This is a genomic window from Aristaeella hokkaidonensis (genome assembly GCF_018128945.1).
GTDB lineage: Bacteria > Bacillota > Clostridia > Christensenellales > Aristaeellaceae > Aristaeella > Aristaeella hokkaidonensis.
Genome location: NZ_CP068393.1, coordinates 289,105 through 308,213, shown reverse-complemented (window position 1 = coordinate 308,213; position 19,109 = coordinate 289,105). Strand labels below are relative to the sequence as shown.

Here is a 19,109-nt window from a genome sequence, read left to right as displayed (position 1 = left end):
GTTTATTCTCCTTTCCGTTCACCGGATGCCTGTCCGGCAATCTCGACGCCGGCAAGGAAGGCCCTGGTGTTTATCTCCAGATATTTGGGCGGTACCCGCTTCTCCAGCTGCTTCAGCAGGGTTTCCCGGCTCAGGCCAAGATGGCCGGAACCCGCGGCCACGCCCAGCAGAATAACGTTGAAAAACCGGGTGGATCCGAAGGGTTTGCAGACTTCCTCCGCGTTGATCAGGATGCAGTCGCATTTCTGCTGCAGGTATTCAATCATTTCCCTGCCGTCATATCCCGTATCCCGCAGGGATTCCGTGACAGGTTTCGTCGGGGCGGTATTCACCACCGCAATCCCGCCCTGCCGGAGATACTTCAGGTTCCGGACTGCCTCCCCGGGTTCAAAGGCCAGGAGCATATCCGCGCTGCCAAAGGGAATCAGGGGGGAACAGGCGTTTCCTCCGATCCGCACGTGGCTCGTAACGGAGCCGCCCCGCTGGGCCATTCCGATGGTTTCGGCGGAATGAACGGGACTGCCTTCTTCCATCGCTGCCGCGGCAATGATTTTAGAGGCGAGGACGGTTCCCTGGCCGCCCACACCGCAGATCAGGATATCCTTGTTCATCACTGCTCACCTCCGATCGCGCCGGTGGGACAGATATGGCTGCACAGGCCGCAGCCCGCGCACAGGTTCCGGTCAATGGCCACCCGGCCGTCCACCGTAATCAGCGCGGGGCATCCGATCTCCCGGATACACTTTTTACAGTTAACACACTTTGCAGTGTCAATCGCACATTTCTTGTCCGGCTTTGTGATGGCTACGCAGGGCGATTTGAAAATGATTGCGCGGACGCCGGTTTCCTCGGCACACTCCTGCACTGCCCTGATGCTGTCTTCCAGTGTCAGGGGATCGACCGTCACGATCTTCTTAACCCCGATTCCTTCCAGCACTTTTTCAACATTGACTTTCTCCACCGCATTCCCCATCATGTTCCGGCCGGTACCGGGATGGGGCTGGTGGCCTGTCATGGCAGTAGTGGAATTGTCCAGCACACACAGGATCATATCCGCTTCGTTATAGACCGCGTTCACCACACCGGTCATTCCGGAAGCAAAGAAAGTGGAATCTCCCACAAAGGCAAAGCTGACCGTGTCCCGGTTCATGTGGCTCAGGCCCTGGGCCATGGTAATGCCCGCGCCCATGCACAGGCAGGTGTCCACCATATCCAGCGGCATGGCATTCCCCAGCGTGTAGCAGCCGATATCGCCGCAGAATACTGCCTTCCGGCCTTTCATTGCTTTCTTCACCGCGTAGAAAGATGCCCTGTGCGGGCAGCCGGCGCACAGCACCGGCGGACGCACCGGCAGTGCCGGAGCATCCGAAAGATCCCTCTGTTCATAGCCGGTCCGGACTCTCAGGAAGGTATTCAGGATGCCTGTACAAAGCTCCACGCTGTTTTCTCCGTTATGGGGAACGCTGCCGTCCAGTTTTCCGGAAACCCGCAGCGCCAGGTGATGCTTTCCGGCTGCTCTCAGGATCTGCTCCTCAATAAACGGGCTGAGTTCCTCAATGCACAGCACTTCCTTCACGCCATCCAGGGCCTTCAGGATGAAATCCTCCGGGAACGGAAATGCCGTGGCAATCCGGATCAGCCGGACTCCGTCATGGCCTTTCAGGCACTCTTTGACGTAGGTATAGCTCACACCGGAGGTGACAACCGCTTTCTCCGCTGCTTCGCCTTCGACAGTGTTGAACCGTAAGGAAGAGAAATCCCTGCCGATTTCCACATTGCGCGCTTCCATTTTGCCGTGGTTGATGTAGGACAGCCGCGGGAAAATCACCCACCGGCCGGGATCCCGTTCAAAGCCTTCATACGCCTTCGGTGCGAAGCTGTCCGGTGTTTCCACGGAGGCATAGGCATGGCAGACCCTGGTGGTCGGCCGGAAAAGCACAGGCGTGCTGTATTTCTCGGAATACGCAAAGGCCTCCTGGATCATCTCATATGCTTCTTCCGGAGAAGAAGGATCAAATACCGGGATACGGCAGAAATCCGCATACCTGCGGGTATCCTGCTCCGTCTGGGAGGAAATGGGGCCCGGATCGTCCGCACTCACGATCACCAGTCCGCCCTTCACGCCGATATAGGCCACAGACATCAGCGGGTCGGAAGCGACGTTCAGGCCCATCTGTTTCATAGTGACCATCGCCCGGGCGCCGCTGTAGGCGGCCGCAGCGGCTACTTCCAGCGCGGCTTTCTCATTGACGGACCATTCCAGATGCAGGCCCTCATGCGGATAGTGGGAGATCGTCTCTATGATCTCGGAAGACGGCGTACCGGGATACCCCGCCACAAGATTCACCCCTGCGGCCAGCGCTCCCAGCGCAATTGCACCGTTTCCCATAACGTACTGTTTCATTTGCTCACCTCTGAAATGATAAACGGATCTCTGTTTTTGCCGTTTTCTTATCTTACCATCCGGCACAGGACAGGACAATAACGAAACGGGGAAAGAACAGAGAAAAACCGCCGGAGCATGCGCTCCGGCGGTCAGGTTCAGTTGTCCGTAAAGCTTTATTTGGCCAGGTAAGCCATGGCACTTTCCGCCGCGATCCGGCCGAAGATGACGATATCCGCCACCGCGTTGCCGCCCAGGCGGTTGCCGCCGTGGACGCCGCCGCATACCTCACCGGCTGCGAACAGTCCGGGAATGGCAGCGCCGTCGGTATTGATGACTTCAGCCGCGGTATTGATCTTCACGCCGCCCATGGTGTGGTGGATACCGGGAGCGATCTTGATGGCGTAATACGGCGGGGTGGTCAGGTCCTCATTCATACCGGTGGTCCGGCCGAACTGGGTATCCCGCTTGTTCTTCACGATCTCGTTCCAGTCAGCCAGCGTCGTTGCCAGCGTGGCTGAATCGATGTTCAGCTGTTCCGCCAGGCCTTCGATCGTATCCGCCTGAACGGTAATGCCGCTCTTCACATACTTTTCGATAGCTTTCAGGTTATCCCGCAGCTTCTGGTCAAAGATGATGTAGGCATAGCTGCCTTCCTGAGCCAGTTCCGCCGCGGATACCGCGTCACGGGTCAGCAGTTCGTTGGTGAAACGTACGCCGCTCTGGTTCACCAGGATAGCGCCGTCGCCGCGGACCGATTCAGTAATCAGAATGGAGGTCGTCTGTTCCACGGTGGGATGGAGCTGGATCTGCTCAATATCCACCAGGTCGGCGCCCAGGGCCTGCGCCATCACGATACCGTCGCCGGTTGCGCCGGGCGCGTTGGTGGTCACCGTACCCTTCAGGTCAGGACGGTAGGTTGTGTACATCTCCTCGTTGGCGCCGAATCCGCCGCTGGCTAGGATCACGGCCTTGGCGTTGATGGTGTAGACTGCGTCCGGACCTTCCGCCTTGACGCCGGTGATCTTCCCGTCCGCATCCGCCAGTAATTCGGTCGCCGCGGTTTCCAGAATCACTTCCACGCCCAGCTCATTCAGCTTGGCGGAGAAGCGGTCCACCAGGTACGCACCGACGCCGGAGCCGTCCTCCGGAGCGTGGATACGGTTCACGGAAGCGCCGCCGGAGAAGGAGATCTTCGGCAGTTCCGCGCCGATGGTATCCAGCCAGTCAATGGCTCCCGCGGAGCTGTTAGCCATCACAGCCACCAGGGAGGAATCATTCAGTGCGTGGCCGCCCTTCATGGTATCCGCCGCAAACAGCGCGTTGGAGTCTTCAATTCCCTGTTCCTTCTGGTAATGGGTCTCGGAAGCGTTCATGCCGCCGGTGGCCTTGGTGGTGTTGCCGCCCACGTAAGGCATCTTCTCCAGGATCACAAAATCCTTTCCGGCCTGCTGCAGCATGATGGCCGCGGTCATACCCGCGCCGCCGGCGCCGATGATCACGATTTCCGTATCAATCGTCTTCTCTGCCTTGGGACCGGCGTCCTTGGTGTCCTTGCGGTTCGCATCCAGCACCGCAATGTCCGCGCCCGCCTGTTCCAGGGCGGAGGTGGCGGCGGCGATAATCGCATTACTGGTCACGGTAGCGCCGCTCACGGTATCCACGTTCGGGGTCTGCGCGTTCATAATGGCCATGGCCATCTTTTCCGCAGCAATACCGCCCAGCTCGGGCGTTTCACCGGTAGCGTCCACCAGCACGGTTTCAATCTCGTTCTCACTCACCTGCACCGTAACCTTGACCGGCACAAAGATACCCTGGGCCTCCCCGGTATAAGCGCCGGGCGTAAACAGGGACTCTTCCGGCTGCGCCTCTGCGAATGCCGCGGCGGATGTCAGCAGCAGGGCGAACGACAGAATCAGGCAAAACAGCTTTTTCATCGGTTTTCCTCCATTCGGTCATGTTCAGTTGTCAGTCAGTAATCATCCGTCTCCATCTTACTATATCCGCCGAATCACTGTCAATAAAAGCCAGCAGGTAAAAAAGAGGGGAACGGATCCGCAGACCCGTTCCCCAAAGTCAGGAGATTACCGATTATTTCATGTAGCGGTCATAGGCAGCCTGATAGACAGCCAGCACGTCCGCCAGGCCCATACGTTCAACCTGGGCCACATACTCGTCAAACTTATCCAGCGGTTCAACGCCCATGATGAACTTATCAATGGTCTCGTTCATATAGGTTTCGATTTCGGTGTACTTTTCATTGATGATACCCTGTTCATCATTGGTGAACGCCAGCGTCGGGAACGCGTCGCCGATATGGCCTTCCTGCTCGTAGATGTCACGGATCCGGTTGACCTCGTCGCTGACGAAGGCACGCTCATAGCGGGCGTCCTGCAGCAGCGTCAGCATGCTCTGGATACCGAAGGAACGGAGGGCGTCCTGGGGAGACAGGCCGTCGGGGTTGTTCATGATCAGGTCGGAATACTTGTAGTCGCCGTCCACGATGTTGAAGTGGGTGCCTTCTTCGCCGAAGTTCATCAGGATCATGCCTTCTTCGCTGTAGACGTAGTCCAGCAGCTTGAGGGCAGCCTTCTTCTGTTCTTCAGTCGCGCCGACAAAGATACCGGCGTTCCAGTCCTCATCCACGGTGATGGGCTGCAGCTGGTCACGGGTCTCGCTGATGCCGGTGGGGCCTTCCGGAGGAACGGCGCCGACAATGTTGATATCGGTTTCCACATCCTTGAACAGGTTGGCTACGTTGTCAATGTAGGCGCTCCAGTCATAGCTCATGAACACCTGGTTGTTGGTCCAGGCGCTGTACCACGCCGTCTTGTCGCGGGTCAGGTATTCCTGGTCGATCAGACCTTCCGCATAGCAGCGGTTCAGCCATTCAAGCGCGTCCTTCATCCGGGGATCGGTGGCGCCGAACTTCACCTGGCCGTCTTCCGCGAAGAAGGTCTCGGCGATGCCCCAGTTGTTGATGAAGGGGATCACGTTGCCGCGGTTGTTGCTGCCGTTCTTGCGCACCGCAAAGGGGATCTCATCCGCTTCGCCGTTGCCGTTGGGATCGCCTTCCTTGATGGCTTTGAACACGTTGTACAGGTCTTCCGTGGTCTTCGGGGTTTCCAGTCCCAGCTTGTCCAGCCAGTCCTGGCGCCAGAAGTAGAGCTTGCCGGCGGTGATGGCCGTCCGCTGTCCGATGAACCGCATGATGCCGTCCGCGTCGGAAACCTTGCGGCGGATCTCCGCGTCGCTGTAGACCTTCCACAGGTTCGGGGTATCGGTCTCGTTGATCAGCTCATTCAGGGGCGTCCAGGCGTCCTTGTACAGCAGCAGGTCCTTCGCCTTGTACTGCACGATGGTGGGCAGGTCGCCGCCGGCCATCAGCAGGCCGTATTTCTCCGCCAGGTTCTCGGTGGGCGCGGAGATAATCTCAATCTTGATTCCCAGCTTTTCCTGCAGGACGTCAATGGTCCACAGGCCGTTGCGGAAAGGCATATTCTCACGGTCGGAACCCCAGATGGTGATCGTCACGGGTTCTTCCGCGGACGCGGCTGCCATAAAGGACAGCGGCAGCAGGGCAACTGCCAGGAGCAGCGCCAGGAGACGGGAAAAGTGTTTCATGATTCTTCCTCCTTCTGTGATTTGGTAATGCTATCAAAACCCCATCCTCCGGGGGTCAGACCAAAGTCATTACTCCTTTACGGAGCCTACCATAACGCCCTTGACAAAATACCGCTGCACAAAGGGATAGATGCACAGCATCGGCAGCATGGCCACCACGATCGTGGCATACTTGATTCCCTCCGCCATCACGTTTTCCGTACTGCTGGCATTCTCCACAATCTCGTTCAGCAGCACCACCTGGCGGAGAATAATCTGTAGCGGATTCAGTTCCTTGTTTGTTGTCAGGTACATCACCGCCGGGAAATAGCTGTTCCAGTGTCCTACGGCATAGAACATTCCGATGGTCATCAGGCTGGCCAGGCTCAGGGGCAGCACAATCCGGAACAGCACGCCGAAATCCCGGCACCCGTCCAGCTCCGCCGCCTCCACCAGGCTCTCCGGAATCTGGCGGAAGAAGGTACGCATCAGGATCATGTTATAGGTACTCACGGCGCTCGGCAGCAGGATCGCCCAGATTGTATTCAGCAGTCCCAGGCCTTTGACCACCAGGAATGTGGGAATCATGCCTCCGCCGAAGAACATGGTGAAGGTGCACATCAGGGTCAGGAAGCGGCGTCCTACCATCTTCTTCTGGCTCAGCGCCCAGGCGCCGAATACCGTCAGCACCAGGTTGATGGCTGTACCCAGGAAGGTATAGATCAGGGTATTTCTGTAGCTCTGCCACAGCATCGGATATACAAAGACTTTCTGATAGGCCTTCACATGCGCCCGCACAGGGATGAGGAAAACATCTCCCCGGAGGATTGCCGTCTCCTCGGAAAAAGATGCCGCAATCACATAGATGGCAGGATACAGCATAATGGCACTGACCAGCAGCAGGACAATGGTGTTGATGATGACAAAGGCCCTGCGGCCGGGGGATACCCGGATTCCGGTATGTCTGCGCGTAAGTTCCATACTCGTTCCTCCCCTCACCACAGACTCGTATCACTGTAACGACGGCTGAGCCAGTTCGCGAAGATGACCATTCCAAAGCCAATCACGCTCTGGAACATACCCACAGCCGTTGCATAACTGTACTCGCCGCCCTTGAGACCGCGGCGGTACACATAGGTGCCTATAACGTCGCTGGTTTCCTGGTTTGCGCTGTTCTGCAGAAGCAGGATGGTCTCATAGCCGGCGTCCAGCACATGTCCAAGCCGCATGATCAGCAGCACCACAATCGTCCCCGCGATTCCCGGCAGCGTGATGTGCCAGGTCTGGCGGAGATGTCCGCCTCCGTCCACTCGGCAGGCTTCATACAGGTCACCGTTGATTCCGCTGATGGCCGCCAGGAAGATGATGGAGTTCCAGCCGATGTTCTTCCACAGGTTCATGATTGTATAGATCGTGCGGAAGGATTCCGGCTGGGTCATAAAATATTTCCGTTCCCCGCCCAGTGCGGCAATCAGGTTGTTGACGATGCCGCTGGAGGGAGACAGGAACTGCACCACCATACTGGCCAGCACAACGCTGGAAATGAAGTACGGCATATAGGTGATGGTCTGTACCGTCTTCTTGAACCGGCGCTGCTGAACCTCATTCAGCAGCAGTGCCAGGATGATTGCCGCCGGGAAATTGAAGACCAGGTCGTACAGATTGATCAGCAGCGTGTTGCGCAGCAGTCTCCATAAATAGATGGAATTGAAAAACTGTTTGAAGTATTTGATGCCCACCCACGGACTTCTGTCAAATCCAAGGAACGCGTTGTAATCCTTAAATGCAATGGACAGGCCCAGCATAGGCCCGTAGCGGAATATGACGTAATATAAAAAGACAGGCAAAAACATCAGATACAGGTATCTGGATGCCCAGATCCTGCGCCAGAGCCGCGCGCCGCGGGATGTATGCATGAGGTCCACCTCCGTTGGTTTGAAGGTAGCATGAAAACACGCCCGCAGGCTATCTGCCATTCTGTGAAACTGGCTTCAGATTTGCTGAAAAGCGATCATCCATTCTGCGAATGCATCGCCTGATTTGACACTCTGTACTGTCCCGGCGTAACGCCCGTGGCCTTTTTAAACGTGCGGATCAGCGTATTCTGGTTTTCAATACCGACCTGCTGGCCGATTTCCCGAAGCGTCAGTTCCGTGGTGGTCAGCAGCCGTTTTGTTTCTTCCATCCGGATATCCGTCAGGTACTTCAGGAAGCTGGTTCCGCCCACCTTCCGGAACACCAGGCCGATATAGCTGGGCGACATGTCCAGTGCTTCGCTGGCGCTGTCCAGGGAAATATCGTTCATATATTCCTTCCGGATATAATCCGTCAGCCGCGTATAATGCTTTTCCTCCCGGCTTTCCTCGCCGCTGCGGAGATCAATCATCGCGTCCACCAGGGCTTCCGCTGCCTTCTCCTTTTCACACACCCGTCCCAGGCCGATGGTGCAGGGGCATTCCCCGAAAACCTGCTCCCGGATGCTCTGCAGCAGTTCTTCTGCCGTTTCAGCCGCAGGCTGCTCATTCAGGTTGAACAGGATCAGGATCAGGCCGTCCGTACGCCGGGCACACCAGACCTTCCTGTCTCCCGGTTCTTTCGCCGCCAGTGTTTCAATCCGGTCCGCCGTATTTTCCCCATTCCGTGCTTCCAGGCGTTCCAGGTCCCGCGGTGCCGTTTCCGCCACCGCAATCTGTATCAGGTCATAGGGCAGTGTCACTCCAGCCTTGGCCAGCGTTTCATCCGCGTCCCCCTTCAGTTTGCCTTCCATCCAGTCGTTCAGCAGCCGGTTCTTCAGCAGCCGGTTCACTTCCCGGTTGGAAAGCGTCAGCTCATGGTTCTCCGCCGAAATCAGGTGAATGGCGTCCTCCAGCATCTTGTATTCATTGCCCCGGTTATCATCCGGCAGGCTGCGGCACAGCTGCCGTACGTTGCCCAGCAGCCGTTCCAGCGGAGCATACAGCCTTTTGGATGCCAGCACGGCAGCCAGCAGGCCGGCCACCATGCAGATACCCATCACCAGCATCACCACATCCCGCAGCCGAAGGCTGGGTTTCAGCAGTTCGCTGTAGGGAATGACCGCGGTACAGTGCAGCCCCTCCGCGGCCGTTTCCATGCTCAGCACGCCGTATTCGCTGCCGTTGTAGCGGATCCGGTTCTGTTTTTCCTGTACATACTGCCGGCTGATTGCGCCGCTGTCTTCCGTATCCGCCTGGATTACCGGAGTTCCTTCCCCGTCCGTCAGCAGCAGCGTCCCGGCGTCGCTTTCCGGCAGGCATGCATACAGCCTGTCCGCGTTCAGTTGGAAGAAAGCGTAGCTTTTCCCGGCCTGTGCGTTCAGCGGCAGGCTGCTGACAAAGACCAGCACCGGCTCCTTGCTCAGGATCCGGCTGACCGTCCCGTTCCCCGCATAGCGGCCCAGCGCCACCGTGCCCGGTACGGAACGCTCTCCGATCATCTTCTCCAGCGTAATGCCGTCGATCCGGCTGTAATAGTCTGCCGCCCGATAGCTGCTTTCCCCGGTAATAATGATGTCCATGCCTTCCGCGTAAATACCGATATCCGCCATGGTGTTGCTGAAGGCCTTCATCTGCTGCAGTTTTTCAATAATCCCGCGCTTGGTCAGGATATCCTTCGGTGTTTCCTCTGTCAGGTGCAGATACTTCTGCACGCTGCTGTCATTGCTGATCTGCCAGGAAAAAGACTTGACCTGCTCAATTTCCCTGTTCACCGCTGCCACGGTACTGCGGAGCAGCGCCTCCTGCTGCTGCCAGGTATCCCGGATCACCTGGTCGGAAGTCCGGTCATAGATAATCCATCCCGTCAGCGAGGTCGTCAGCAGTGTAAAGAGCAGAAGCAAAACAACCATCTGCAGCTGAACCCTGCGATGGCGCGTTTTGTTTTCCGCTCTGTGTATCATGGGCCGAACCTTCTGTCTTTTTTTGTGATGAGAAGAGTATAACACAATCCCTTACGGGATCTCAATGACTGTTTCTGTATTCACCCTGACCTGTCCGGTGATCTGTACGGAAAGGATCTGTCCGTCCTCCGCCTCGGCGCTGACGCTGATCATCCCGCCCGGCTGTTTCACCTGCGTAACCCTTGTTCCGTTTCCGGCCCGCAGGGCTTCCGCCGCGCCGACAGCCGCGCTGCCGCTGCCGCAGCCGTTTTCCCAGACCAGGCTTCCGCTGCCCCGCACGTATACCAGCGGACGCATGTACTGTGTATCCCGGTTCCATTGCAGAAGACCGACAGCCTCGTCCGGCAGTGTATCAGCCGCTTCCTTGAGCAGCTTCTCCGCGGCTTCCATTTCCAGGGGATTGCCCTCCCGGATCAGGTGAACGATGCCGTCCATCCGGACCAGTGTAAAGGACATGCCTGCGATATTTACCTCCCGGATTTCCTTCACCGGAGGCATTTCCACAGTGCCCTCAAAAGCCTCCCCTGTCCTGCGGATACGGCAGTTCACCGGTTCGGGTGCTCCGGACACCTGCATCAGGAAAGACATTTCGCTGCCCGCTGCCAGTTCATCCCGGACCAGCCAGGCTCCGGCCGCCATGGCCGCGTTGCCGCAGAATTCACCGCCCATCAGGCGGATGGCCGCCACGGCACCCGGCAGCGAAGGCTTCTCCAGGTAGGCTACCTGCTCGCATTCCTTCAGCAGTTTCCGGGTCAGGGTTTTTTCGTCCCCGTGATCCGCCGGATCCAGCACCAGACAGGTGAAATTGCCTGTCGGGTCCAGTCTTACATACCGGTATGTTTTCATTTCTCCTGCAGTCTCCTCAGGAACTGAATCGTACGCTCATGGGTCGGATTGTCAATCACGTCCCGCGGATCTCCCTGTTCCACGATCACGCCGCCGTTCATGAACACCACCCAGTCCGAAACGTCCCGGGCAAAGCTCATTTCATGGGTCACGATGACCATGGTCATCTTCTTCTCCGCCAGTTTCCGGATCACCTTCAGGATTTCACCCGTCAGTTCCGGATCCAGCGCGGAAGTCGGCTCGTCAAAGAACAGGATCTTAGGATTCATCGCCAGGGCCCGGGCAATGGAAACCCGCTGCTGCTGTCCGCCGGACAGCTGATAGGGATAGGCGTCCGCCTTGTCTGAAAGGCCCATCTGCTCCAGCAGGGCCATGGCCTCTTCCCGGACTTCCTTTTCCTGCCGCTTCTGCACCAGCATCGGCGCTTCCATCACGTTTTTCAGCACGGAATAGTGCGGGAAAAGATTGAAGTTCTGGAACACCAGGCCGAACATGCCCCGGATTTTCTGCAGCTCAGCGGGTGTCGCGTAAACCGCTTTTCCGTTCACATCCCGCGCGGCATAGTTGCCCAGGTAGATCAGGTCGCCGCCGTCCATGGTTTCCAGGAGCGTGGCACAGCGCAGCAGCGTGGATTTTCCGCTGCCGCTGGGGCCGATGATGGACAGCACCTGTCCCTCTTCCACTGATATGCTCAGGTCCGTCAGCACCTCCGTGCTGCCGAACTGTTTCCTGCAATGATTAATCTCAAGAAGCTTGCTCATCGTCATCACCTGTAATAACTCAGTTTCTTCTCAAACCGTCCCATGACCCAGCCCACGATTGCGTTGAACAGGAAATAGAACACACCTGCGATCACAAAGGGCATGAAACTGGTCTGGGAATTCGCGATCTGCTTGCCGATGGTGAACATCTCCTGATAGGCCACGGTAAAAGCCATGGAGGTGTCCTTCACCAGGGTTACAATCTCGTTGGTCACCGAGGGCAGGATCCGCTTGATCACCTGTGGCAGGATAATCCTGATGAAGCACTGGAATTTCGTGTATCCCAGCACCTCCGCCGCTTCATACTGGCCCAGGCTCATGGACTCAATGCCGCCGCGGTAGATCTCCGCGAAGTATGCCGCATAGTTCAGGGAAAAGGCAATCACCACCGGGATCAGCTTTTCCCGGGAAACGTTGATCCCGAAAAGGTAGTAAGGGCCATAGGTCACTGCCAGCAGCTGCAGCATCAGCGGTGTTCCGCGAAGCACGGAAATGTATACCTTCATGATGGAGGAAACCACCTTGTTCCTGCTCATGCGCAGCAGGGACACAATCAGTCCCAGCGGCAGCGAAAAAAGGAGCGTCAGGAAGAAGATTGCACAGGTTCTTCCCAGGCCCTCGCTCATCTTGGTGATCATCGTCAGGATCGTCATGATTCGGAAGCTCCTTCAATGTGAAATCGCAGGGGCCTGTTACCGGGCCCCTGCGTGATCAGACTTCTGTCATCTCCCGCGCCGCGGGAAAAAACTCACTTGTTCAGCAGGCACAGCACGTTCTCATCCAGGCCGTACTTCTGGGCCAGGCTCAGGTAAGTGCCGTCTTCCACCAGCTTCATGATGGCGTCTTCGAACTTCTTGCACAGCTCATCGTCTCCGTTGCGGAAGCAGATGCCGTACTGTTCGCTGCCCAGGTTGGTGTCCAGGATCACGAAGCCGTTGAAGCGGCTGGCCAGGTTCTGGGCCACGGGCAGGTCGATCACAACCGCGTCCACGCCGCCGGCGTCCAGCTCGGTGCCGCAGATGTTGAAGTTCTCCATGGTCACGGGAGCGCCGCCTTCAAAGGTCTGAGCCAGCTCCAGCTGTCCTTCCGGATCGGCCAGCAGGGCTTCACCGGAGGTGCCCAGCTGCACAGCCACGCGCTTTCCGGCCAGGTCTTCCACGGTGCTGATTCCGTTACCTTCCTTGGTCAGAACAACCTGGGTGTTGTCATAGTAGGGGAAGGACAGCACATATCCGGCTTCCTTCATGGTGTCCAGAATCGTCATGCCGGACCAGACGCAGTCGTGTTCCTTGTTGTCCAGGGAGATCAGCTTGGTATCCCAGTTGATCGGAACAATCACCTGTTCCAGTCCGAGAATATCGCAGGCTGCCTTGCACATTTCAACGTCGAAGCCGGCGTAGCTGCCGTCATCGTCCAGATAGCTGAAAGGCGGGTATTCCGCGTCGATGCCCATTTTGAATTCGTCCGCCAGGGCAGCGGAAGCGCCGAGAACCAGACACAGGGCCAGGGCAAGAGCAAGCAGTTTCTTCATTGGTGTTTTCCTCCTCAGAATCATTGGATAAGGATCCGTTTTCCGGATCACATCAGTACATTATCACTTTATCGAGCTAAAGTCAAGCTCTTTTTCCTGCTTTTCTTGCATATTTTCCGCTTTTCCCGTATACTTTCACAGGAGCTGCGGAAAGCTTTTCCGCCGTTTCCGCCGTACTGATTCGGAGGGAGAATTTCCATGGCTGAAATACTGGTCATCGGTGGCGGCGCAGCCGGCATGATGGCTGCTGTGTTTGCCGCCAAAGCAGGGGCAAATGTGACCCTGCTCGAAAAGAACGAAAAACTCGGAAAGAAAGTCTATATCACCGGCAAAGGCCGCTGCAACCTGACCAACGACTGCGACCTGGACGAGTTCCTGTCCCAGGTTTCCCGCAATCCGCGGTTTCTTTACAGCGCGCTGAGTTTTTTTTCGTCCCGGGATATGATATCCCTGATGGAGGAAAACGGCTGCCCTGTCACCGTGCAGCGCGGAAAGCGGGTCTTCCCTGCTTCTGAAAAAGCCAGTGATGTCACAAAAGCCCTGGCCGACCTGCTCCGGAAGCTGAATGTCCGGATCCGCCTGAATGCCGATGTCCGCAGTCTCAGAACGGAAAACGGCAGGATCTCAGGCGCGGTGCTGGCGGACGAAACCTTTCTTCCCGCTGATGCGGTCATTCTGGCCTGCGGCGGCCTGAGCTATCCCTCCACCGGTTCCACCGGCGACGGATTCCGCTTTGCCGAAGCGCTGGGACACACCGTAGTCCCCGCCTCCCCTGTCCTTGTCGGTCTGGAGACAGAAGAAACCTGGCCGAAGGAACTCCAGGGGCTCAGCCTCCGGAATGTCACGCTGAATCTGACTTCCGGCAAAAAAACGCTTTATTCCGAACTGGGAGAAATGCTTTTCACCCACTTCGGGATCTCCGGCCCCCTGGCGCTGGAAGCCAGCTGCCACCTGCCGGATCCTGCCAAAGGCGCCCGCCTGTCCATTGACCTGAAGCCAGGTCTCACCCGGGAACAGCTGGATGCCCGTCTTCGCCGGGACTTTTCAGAAGCCGGTAAAAAGCAGCTGAAGAGCGCCCTGCCGGGCCTGCTGCCCGCCAGCCTTGCGGAAATCTTCCCCAAGCTCTGCGGAATCTCCCCGGCCTTGCCCTGCAACCAGATCACTGCTGCCCAGCGGGAAACCCTGCTCACCACGCTCAAAGCCCTGCCGCTGACTGTAAAGGCTCCCCGGCCCATTGCCGAAGCCATCGTCACCCGCGGCGGCGTGAGCGTGAAGGAAATCGAGCCTGGCACCATGCGCAGCAAGCTGATCCCCAACCTGTACTTCGCCGGCGAAATGATCGACGTCGACGCCCATACAGGAGGATTTAACTTACAGATTGCCTGGAGTACAGGCGCTCTCGCAGGAGCGTCTGCAGGACAGGCAATCAGCTTGGGGAGCGAAGGAAGCGGTGCCTGTGGGCGAACCTCTGAGGGCAGCCAGTGGCTGAAATTCCGTCAGAGGTGAGGTCATCTGAAAAGGAGCAATCTCCCCAGTGGGGAGTTGCGACTATTGAAGATGCGGTATCATTTGACGCAGTCAAAAGCGACCTGAACGAGTCAATCGAAACGAGCAGAGAACCGAAGCGCCCTCGCAAGGTTCACTGCGACGATTGAGATTGCGGACTACAGGCGCCCTGGCAGGGGCTTCATCCATTAATTCTGAATTCTGAATTCTTAATTCTGAATTTAATTCTTGCATTCTTCATTTTTAATTTGGGGTTGTGAAACCATATGACCTACATCATCCTTGACCTTGAATGGAACCAGCCCATCTCCTATCAGAGCCGCACCTACCGTGAGGTCGGTGACAAGCTGATTTTCGAGATGATCCAGATCGGCGCCGTGAAACTGGACGCCGACCTGAACCCCGCTGACTCCATTTCCATCCCGATCGCGCCGACCCACTATCTCCGGATCCATCCCCGCATCCGCCGGATGACCGGCCTGGATTCGGAAACCCTGGCCGGAGCGCCTGCGTTCCGGGAAGCGCTGGAGCAGTTCACCTCCTGGTGCGGTGAGGACTATACCCTGCTCACCTGGGGAATTGACGACGTCAGCGTCCTGTATCAGAACATTCATTTCTTCCACTGCGAGGATATTCCGCTGCCGCCCCTGTGCGACATCCAGCAGCTCTTCAGCCAGGAGCATAAGCTGAAGGACCGTGCCGGCCTGAAAGCCGCCATGGAGCTGATGAATATTGAGCCGGATGAGAACATGGCTTTCCATAACGCGCTGAACGACGCCTGGTATACGGCGCTGGTATTCCGTACCCTGCCCGATCCCTCCGCCGTGCTGAATTATGCCCGCCAGCCGAAGGAACTGATCCACGGTCGGCGTTCCGTCCGTGAAAAGACTCCCGGCGAAATCTTCGATTCTGTCCGGGAAGCATTGGCAAGCGAGTCTGCGATTCATCCCACCTGCCCGCGCTGCGGAAGGGTTCTGGCCCTCGATGGCGAATATATTAAACAGAGCGCTGATAAGTACATTGCCATTGCCAAGTGTAAAAACCATGGCCGGATCCTGATCCGCCTGCATTTCCGTATTGATGACGATGGCAAAAAGATCATGACCCGCGCCACCGCCCCGGCCACCCATGCCAATGTGGCCTATGTGCATACCAAGCAGCTTCAGATGCAGCAGCGCCTGGAAAAATACCTGGCGGAGCACGGCTCCCTGCCCGATCCGGATGAGGAACTGCTGAACGCGGACGTGTCCAGCATGCCCTTCGATTAATCCGATATAAAAGCATACAACCCGTCAACGATAATAAGGATGATACAGATCATAATGTAAACAAACCCGACAAATTGTTGATAGGAGGGTTACTATATGATTATCCGTTCCATGAACAACGAAAAAGAATTCCCGGAAGGCACTACAGTCGCTGCGTGCCTGAAAGCGCTGGACGCTTTTCCCGTGGGTACGCTTGCCGCCCAGTCCGGCGGCGTGGTCTGTGAGCTGAATGACGAGCTCCGCCAGGACTGTACGCTGATCCCCCTGACCCTGGAAAATGAGGAAGGACGCCGGATCTATGAGCGCTCCCTGCGTTTTGTGATGCTCCTGGCGCTCCGTCACCTCTATCCCTACCAGCGGGTCAGGATTGAGTACTCCGTCGGCTACGGCGTGTTTGTCCGCCTCCCCGGCGTGGAGCTGCATCGCCAGGATATCGTCCGGATTGAAAATGAAATGCACCGGCTGACAGACCTGGACCTCGTTTTTGAAAAGAAACGGTGGACGAAGGATGACGCCATCCGCTACTTCGAAGAGGAGCAGCAGGAGGACAAGGTTTCCCTGCTAAAGCATCGTCCCGCTCCCTATTTCAATATGTACTGCATTGACGGCATGTGGGAGTATTTCTACGGTGCCATGACCGTCTCCACCGGTTACGTAAAGGTCTTCACCATGTTCGAACTCCGCGGCGGCTTTGTGCTGCAGCTGCCGGCCGGTTCCGACTTTGAGCACGCGGCGCCCTATGTCTACCGTCCGAAGCACCTGGAAGTTTTCAGCCAGAGTGCGGAATGGTGTGAGATTCTGGGGGTCACCAACGTCTCGGACCTGTCCCGGATGATTGAGGAAAAGAAGCTGCGGAATTTCATCCGCGTCAATGAAGCGCTGCATGAATCCGCCATCAACGATATCGCCCGGAAGATCCACGAGCAGAACAAACACATCGTTCTGGTCGCCGGTCCTTCCTCCAGCGGCAAGACCACCTTCTCCGGCCGACTCGGCGTACACCTGCAGATGTACGGCCATGCCTGCCGCCGCATCTCCATGGATGACTTCTTTGTCAACCGGGATGATATGCCCCTGCAGCTTGATGGCACCAAGGATTATGACTCCATCGACGCGCTGGACCTGAAGCTCCTCTCTGATACCCTGACCGGCCTGCTGAACGGCGAGGAAGTCTTCATGCCCAACTTCGACTTTGCTTCCGGCGTCAAGGACTACCTGACGCCGCCCACCGCCCTGGCTCCCGGCGAAATCATCATCATGGAAGGCATTCACGGCCTGAATCCGCTGGTATGCGATATGCTCCCCGCGGATGAGATCTACCGGGTCTTCGCCAGCGCCCTGACCTGCCTGAACCTGGACGACCACAACCGGATCCGTACCACAGACGTCCGTCTGCTGCGCCGCATCGTCCGGGACAACCAGTTCCGCGGCTATCCGCCGGAAACCACGCTGGAGATCTGGCCCCGGGTCCGCCGCGCGGAGGAAAAATACATCTTCACCTATCAGGAGAATGCGGACAGCATGTTCAACACCGCGCTCCATTATGAGCTGCCGATCCTGAAGCTGTATGCCTTCAAGCTGCTCATGGAGGTGCCTTCCGATTCCCCGAACTACCTGCTCTCCCGCCGGCTGATCAAGGCCCTGAACTACCTGCCGGATGTGGATGAAGAAGTCCTGAACGAGATTCCGCCGCTTTCCCTGCTGCGTGAATTCATCGGCGGCTGCACCATGGAGGATGTCTGATGACGGCCGTAGCTGTCATCAACTCTACACTCTTCACTCATCACTCATCACTAAAGGAGACTCTTTCTCATGAAACGCTTTCTGTCCCTCCTTCTTGTCCTCCTGGTTTGCCTTCTTCCCCTGTCCGTCTTCGCTGAGGAAGCCGGAACTGTTTCGGAAGATTATGATCCCATGTGGGAACTGGCTGAACCTTATGGGTTCAAGTTCGGCGGTGCTTTCAGCTATGATGATATGAGGAACCAGGTATTTATGGATTTCCTGGCCCGCCATTTCAACTCCCTGACCTGCTGCAATGAGACCAAGGCCTATTCCCTGCTGGATGAATGGGCGTCTAAATCCGCCAAGGACGGCATGCCCTGCATGAGCTACTCCCGGGCGGATGCCATGATCTCCTGGGCCCAGAAAAACAACATCCGCATCCGGGGCCATGTGCTTGTCTGGGACGCTTATATGACCCAGTGGTTTTTCCATGAAGACTATGACATGAGCAAGCCTATCGCTGATAAGGAAACGATGCGTGCCCGCCTTGCCTGTTATATTGAACGGGTCATCAATCATTTTGAAAAGAAGTTCCCCGGCGTCATCTACTGCTGGGACGTCGTCAATGAAGCCATCGGCGACAACGGCGGCGAATACAGCGTCACCGACCTGCGGCGTCTGCGTACCAAGCGGAACGGCGATAAAAACTGTTTCCTGGAATATGTCGGGGACGACTATGTTGAGTATGCCTTCCTTTGCGCCCGAAACGCCGTGGATAATCTCGGCGCGGATATCAAACTGTTCTACAACGACTATAACCTGTTCTTTTCTGCGAAGCGCAAAGCGGCCTGCGCGCTGGTAAAAAGCATTCAGTCCTATGCGAAGGATGAGGACGGCAATCCCCGTTCCCTGATCGACGGCATCGGCATGCAGGGTTATATGGGCGGCTATGGGGAACAGAAAGGCTGTCTGGAGCCCTCCATTATCACCGATGTGAAGGAATCCATCGAAACCTATGCCGCTCTGGGCATGGATGTTCAGCTGACAGAAATGGCCGTTCGCAACTTCGACAAGACCAAGGTCGCGGAGCACGACGCGTTCTATTCCAGGCTGTTCAGTGATGTTTTCATGAAAGCCAACACAGCGGAAAGCAGTCCCCTGACCGCCATCTGTATCTGGGGTCTGGTGGACGTGCCCGCAGCCATGAAAGGCAATTACGTCTATAATCTGAACAGCCCCTACGGCTGCCTGCTCACCACCAGGTATAAAATCAAGACCTGCTTCGACGCCGTCTACCACACCCTGAAAGGCGACGCTCCCTCAGCTCCATCGGATTTATAATTTCCCCAAACAATAGAAAACAATGCTGAACGTCCCGCCGGAACAATCCAGCGGGACGTTTTACACTATAAATTATTTTTCAGTTTTAAGTATTGAGCAGTTGTCCAAATCTTTGATTTGGGGCGAAGAGCCGATGACCGCCAGTGGCGGAAATCTCATCGGATCTGAGGTCAATTGAAAGGGAGCAAGCTCCACTGTGTGGAGTTGCGACCATTGAAATTGCGGAATACAA

At 56.9% G+C, this 19,109-nt stretch carries 15 protein-coding genes; 4 read left to right on the top strand and 11 right to left on the bottom strand.

Going from position 1 to position 19,109, the window contains the following annotated elements; genetic code table 11:
- Positions 1 to 2: 2 nt before the first annotated feature.
- The 11 genes from JYE49_RS01385 to JYE49_RS01335 form a co-directional block, all read right to left on the bottom strand.
- Complete coding sequence (locus JYE49_RS01385; RefSeq protein WP_093956534.1) at positions 3 to 611, bottom strand: indolepyruvate oxidoreductase subunit beta; 609 nt, start codon at positions 609 to 611, stop codon at positions 3 to 5.
- A complete protein-coding gene (iorA, locus tag JYE49_RS01380; RefSeq protein ID WP_283399327.1) occupies positions 611 to 2,404 on the bottom strand; it encodes an indolepyruvate ferredoxin oxidoreductase subunit alpha in 1,794 nt (597 codons plus the stop codon). The genes JYE49_RS01385 and iorA overlap by 1 nt, the downstream gene beginning before the upstream one ends.
- 155 nt (positions 2,405 to 2,559) lie before the next feature.
- A complete protein-coding gene (locus JYE49_RS01375) occupies positions 2,560 to 4,320 on the bottom strand; it encodes a flavocytochrome c (protein WP_093956535.1) in 1,761 nt (586 codons plus the stop codon).
- A 154-nt stretch (positions 4,321 to 4,474) separates the two neighbouring features.
- The gene (locus JYE49_RS01370) at positions 4,475 to 6,007 is read right to left on the bottom strand and encodes an extracellular solute-binding protein (protein ID WP_093956536.1); all 1,533 of its coding nucleotides are present in this window, start codon (positions 6,005 to 6,007) and stop codon (positions 4,475 to 4,477) included.
- 69 nt (positions 6,008 to 6,076) lie between these two features.
- Positions 6,077 to 6,967, bottom strand: coding sequence for a carbohydrate ABC transporter permease (locus tag JYE49_RS01365; protein WP_093956537.1), 891 nt, complete (start codon positions 6,965 to 6,967; stop codon positions 6,077 to 6,079).
- Positions 6,968 to 6,981: 14 nt separating this feature from the next.
- Positions 6,982 to 7,902 (bottom strand): ABC transporter permease, encoded by a 921-nt coding sequence (locus JYE49_RS01360; protein WP_283399328.1) that lies wholly within the window; start codon positions 7,900 to 7,902, stop codon positions 6,982 to 6,984.
- A 95-nt stretch (positions 7,903 to 7,997) separates the two neighbouring features.
- On the bottom strand, positions 7,998 to 9,902 hold the full coding sequence (locus tag JYE49_RS01355; protein ID WP_093956539.1) for a helix-turn-helix domain-containing protein: 1,905 nt from the start codon (positions 9,900 to 9,902) through the stop codon (positions 7,998 to 8,000).
- 51 nt (positions 9,903 to 9,953) lie between these two features.
- The gene (locus JYE49_RS01350) at positions 9,954 to 10,748 is read right to left on the bottom strand and encodes a histidine racemase CntK family protein (protein ID WP_093956540.1); all 795 of its coding nucleotides are present in this window, start codon (positions 10,746 to 10,748) and stop codon (positions 9,954 to 9,956) included.
- Positions 10,745 to 11,515, bottom strand: a complete 771-nt coding sequence (locus JYE49_RS01345) for an amino acid ABC transporter ATP-binding protein (RefSeq protein ID WP_093956541.1) — start codon at positions 11,513 to 11,515, stop codon at positions 10,745 to 10,747. Before JYE49_RS01345 ends, JYE49_RS01350 begins: the two co-directional genes overlap by 4 nt.
- Entirely contained in the window at positions 11,515 to 12,162 is a 648-nt protein-coding gene (locus JYE49_RS01340) for an amino acid ABC transporter permease (protein WP_093956542.1), read from the bottom strand. The genes JYE49_RS01345 and JYE49_RS01340 overlap by 1 nt, the downstream gene beginning before the upstream one ends.
- A gap of 95 nt (positions 12,163 to 12,257) precedes the next feature.
- Positions 12,258 to 13,040, bottom strand: a complete 783-nt coding sequence (locus JYE49_RS01335; RefSeq protein ID WP_179217254.1) for a transporter substrate-binding domain-containing protein — start codon at positions 13,038 to 13,040, stop codon at positions 12,258 to 12,260.
- A gap of 198 nt (positions 13,041 to 13,238) precedes the next feature.
- On the opposite strand from JYE49_RS01335, the gene JYE49_RS01330 reads away from it, so the two are divergent.
- From JYE49_RS01330 to JYE49_RS01315, 4 genes are all read left to right on the top strand, one after another.
- Positions 13,239 to 14,546 (top strand): BaiN/RdsA family NAD(P)/FAD-dependent oxidoreductase, encoded by a 1,308-nt coding sequence (locus JYE49_RS01330; protein ID WP_093956544.1) that lies wholly within the window; start codon positions 13,239 to 13,241, stop codon positions 14,544 to 14,546.
- Between the two features lie 266 nt (positions 14,547 to 14,812).
- The gene (locus tag JYE49_RS01325; protein ID WP_093956545.1) at positions 14,813 to 15,814 is read left to right on the top strand and encodes a 3'-5' exonuclease; all 1,002 of its coding nucleotides are present in this window, start codon (positions 14,813 to 14,815) and stop codon (positions 15,812 to 15,814) included.
- 96 nt (positions 15,815 to 15,910) lie between these two features.
- Entirely contained in the window at positions 15,911 to 17,557 is a 1,647-nt protein-coding gene (locus JYE49_RS01320; protein WP_093956546.1) for a nucleoside kinase, read from the top strand.
- 69 nt (positions 17,558 to 17,626) lie between these two features.
- The gene (locus tag JYE49_RS01315) at positions 17,627 to 18,877 is read left to right on the top strand and encodes an endo-1,4-beta-xylanase (RefSeq protein ID WP_093956547.1); all 1,251 of its coding nucleotides are present in this window, start codon (positions 17,627 to 17,629) and stop codon (positions 18,875 to 18,877) included.
- Positions 18,878 to 19,109 lie beyond the last annotated feature (232 nt).

Coding starts and splice junctions, on each gene's coding strand:
- JYE49_RS01385 (WP_093956534.1), bottom strand. CDS start 611: ATGAACAAGGATATCCTGATCTGCGGTGTGGGCGGCCAGGGAACCGTC.
- JYE49_RS01355 (WP_093956539.1), bottom strand. CDS start 9,902: ATGATACACAGAGCGGAAAACAAAACGCGCCATCGCAGGGTTCAGCTG.
- JYE49_RS01360 (WP_283399328.1), bottom strand. CDS start 7,902: ATGCATACATCCCGCGGCGCGCGGCTCTGGCGCAGGATCTGGGCATCC.
- JYE49_RS01315 (WP_093956547.1), top strand. CDS start 17,627: ATGAAACGCTTTCTGTCCCTCCTTCTTGTCCTCCTGGTTTGCCTTCTT.
- JYE49_RS01320 (WP_093956546.1), top strand. CDS start 15,911: ATGATTATCCGTTCCATGAACAACGAAAAAGAATTCCCGGAAGGCACT.
- iorA (WP_283399327.1), bottom strand. CDS start 2,404: ATGAAACAGTACGTTATGGGAAACGGTGCAATTGCGCTGGGAGCGCTG.
- JYE49_RS01345 (WP_093956541.1), bottom strand. CDS start 11,515: ATGACGATGAGCAAGCTTCTTGAGATTAATCATTGCAGGAAACAGTTC.
- JYE49_RS01340 (WP_093956542.1), bottom strand. CDS start 12,162: ATGACGATCCTGACGATGATCACCAAGATGAGCGAGGGCCTGGGAAGA.
- JYE49_RS01375 (WP_093956535.1), bottom strand. CDS start 4,320: ATGAAAAAGCTGTTTTGCCTGATTCTGTCGTTCGCCCTGCTGCTGACA.
- JYE49_RS01330 (WP_093956544.1), top strand. CDS start 13,239: ATGGCTGAAATACTGGTCATCGGTGGCGGCGCAGCCGGCATGATGGCT.
- JYE49_RS01350 (WP_093956540.1), bottom strand. CDS start 10,748: ATGAAAACATACCGGTATGTAAGACTGGACCCGACAGGCAATTTCACC.
- JYE49_RS01370 (WP_093956536.1), bottom strand. CDS start 6,007: ATGAAACACTTTTCCCGTCTCCTGGCGCTGCTCCTGGCAGTTGCCCTG.
- JYE49_RS01325 (WP_093956545.1), top strand. CDS start 14,813: ATGACCTACATCATCCTTGACCTTGAATGGAACCAGCCCATCTCCTAT.
- JYE49_RS01335 (WP_179217254.1), bottom strand. CDS start 13,040: ATGAAGAAACTGCTTGCTCTTGCCCTGGCCCTGTGTCTGGTTCTCGGC.
- JYE49_RS01365 (WP_093956537.1), bottom strand. CDS start 6,967: ATGGAACTTACGCGCAGACATACCGGAATCCGGGTATCCCCCGGCCGC.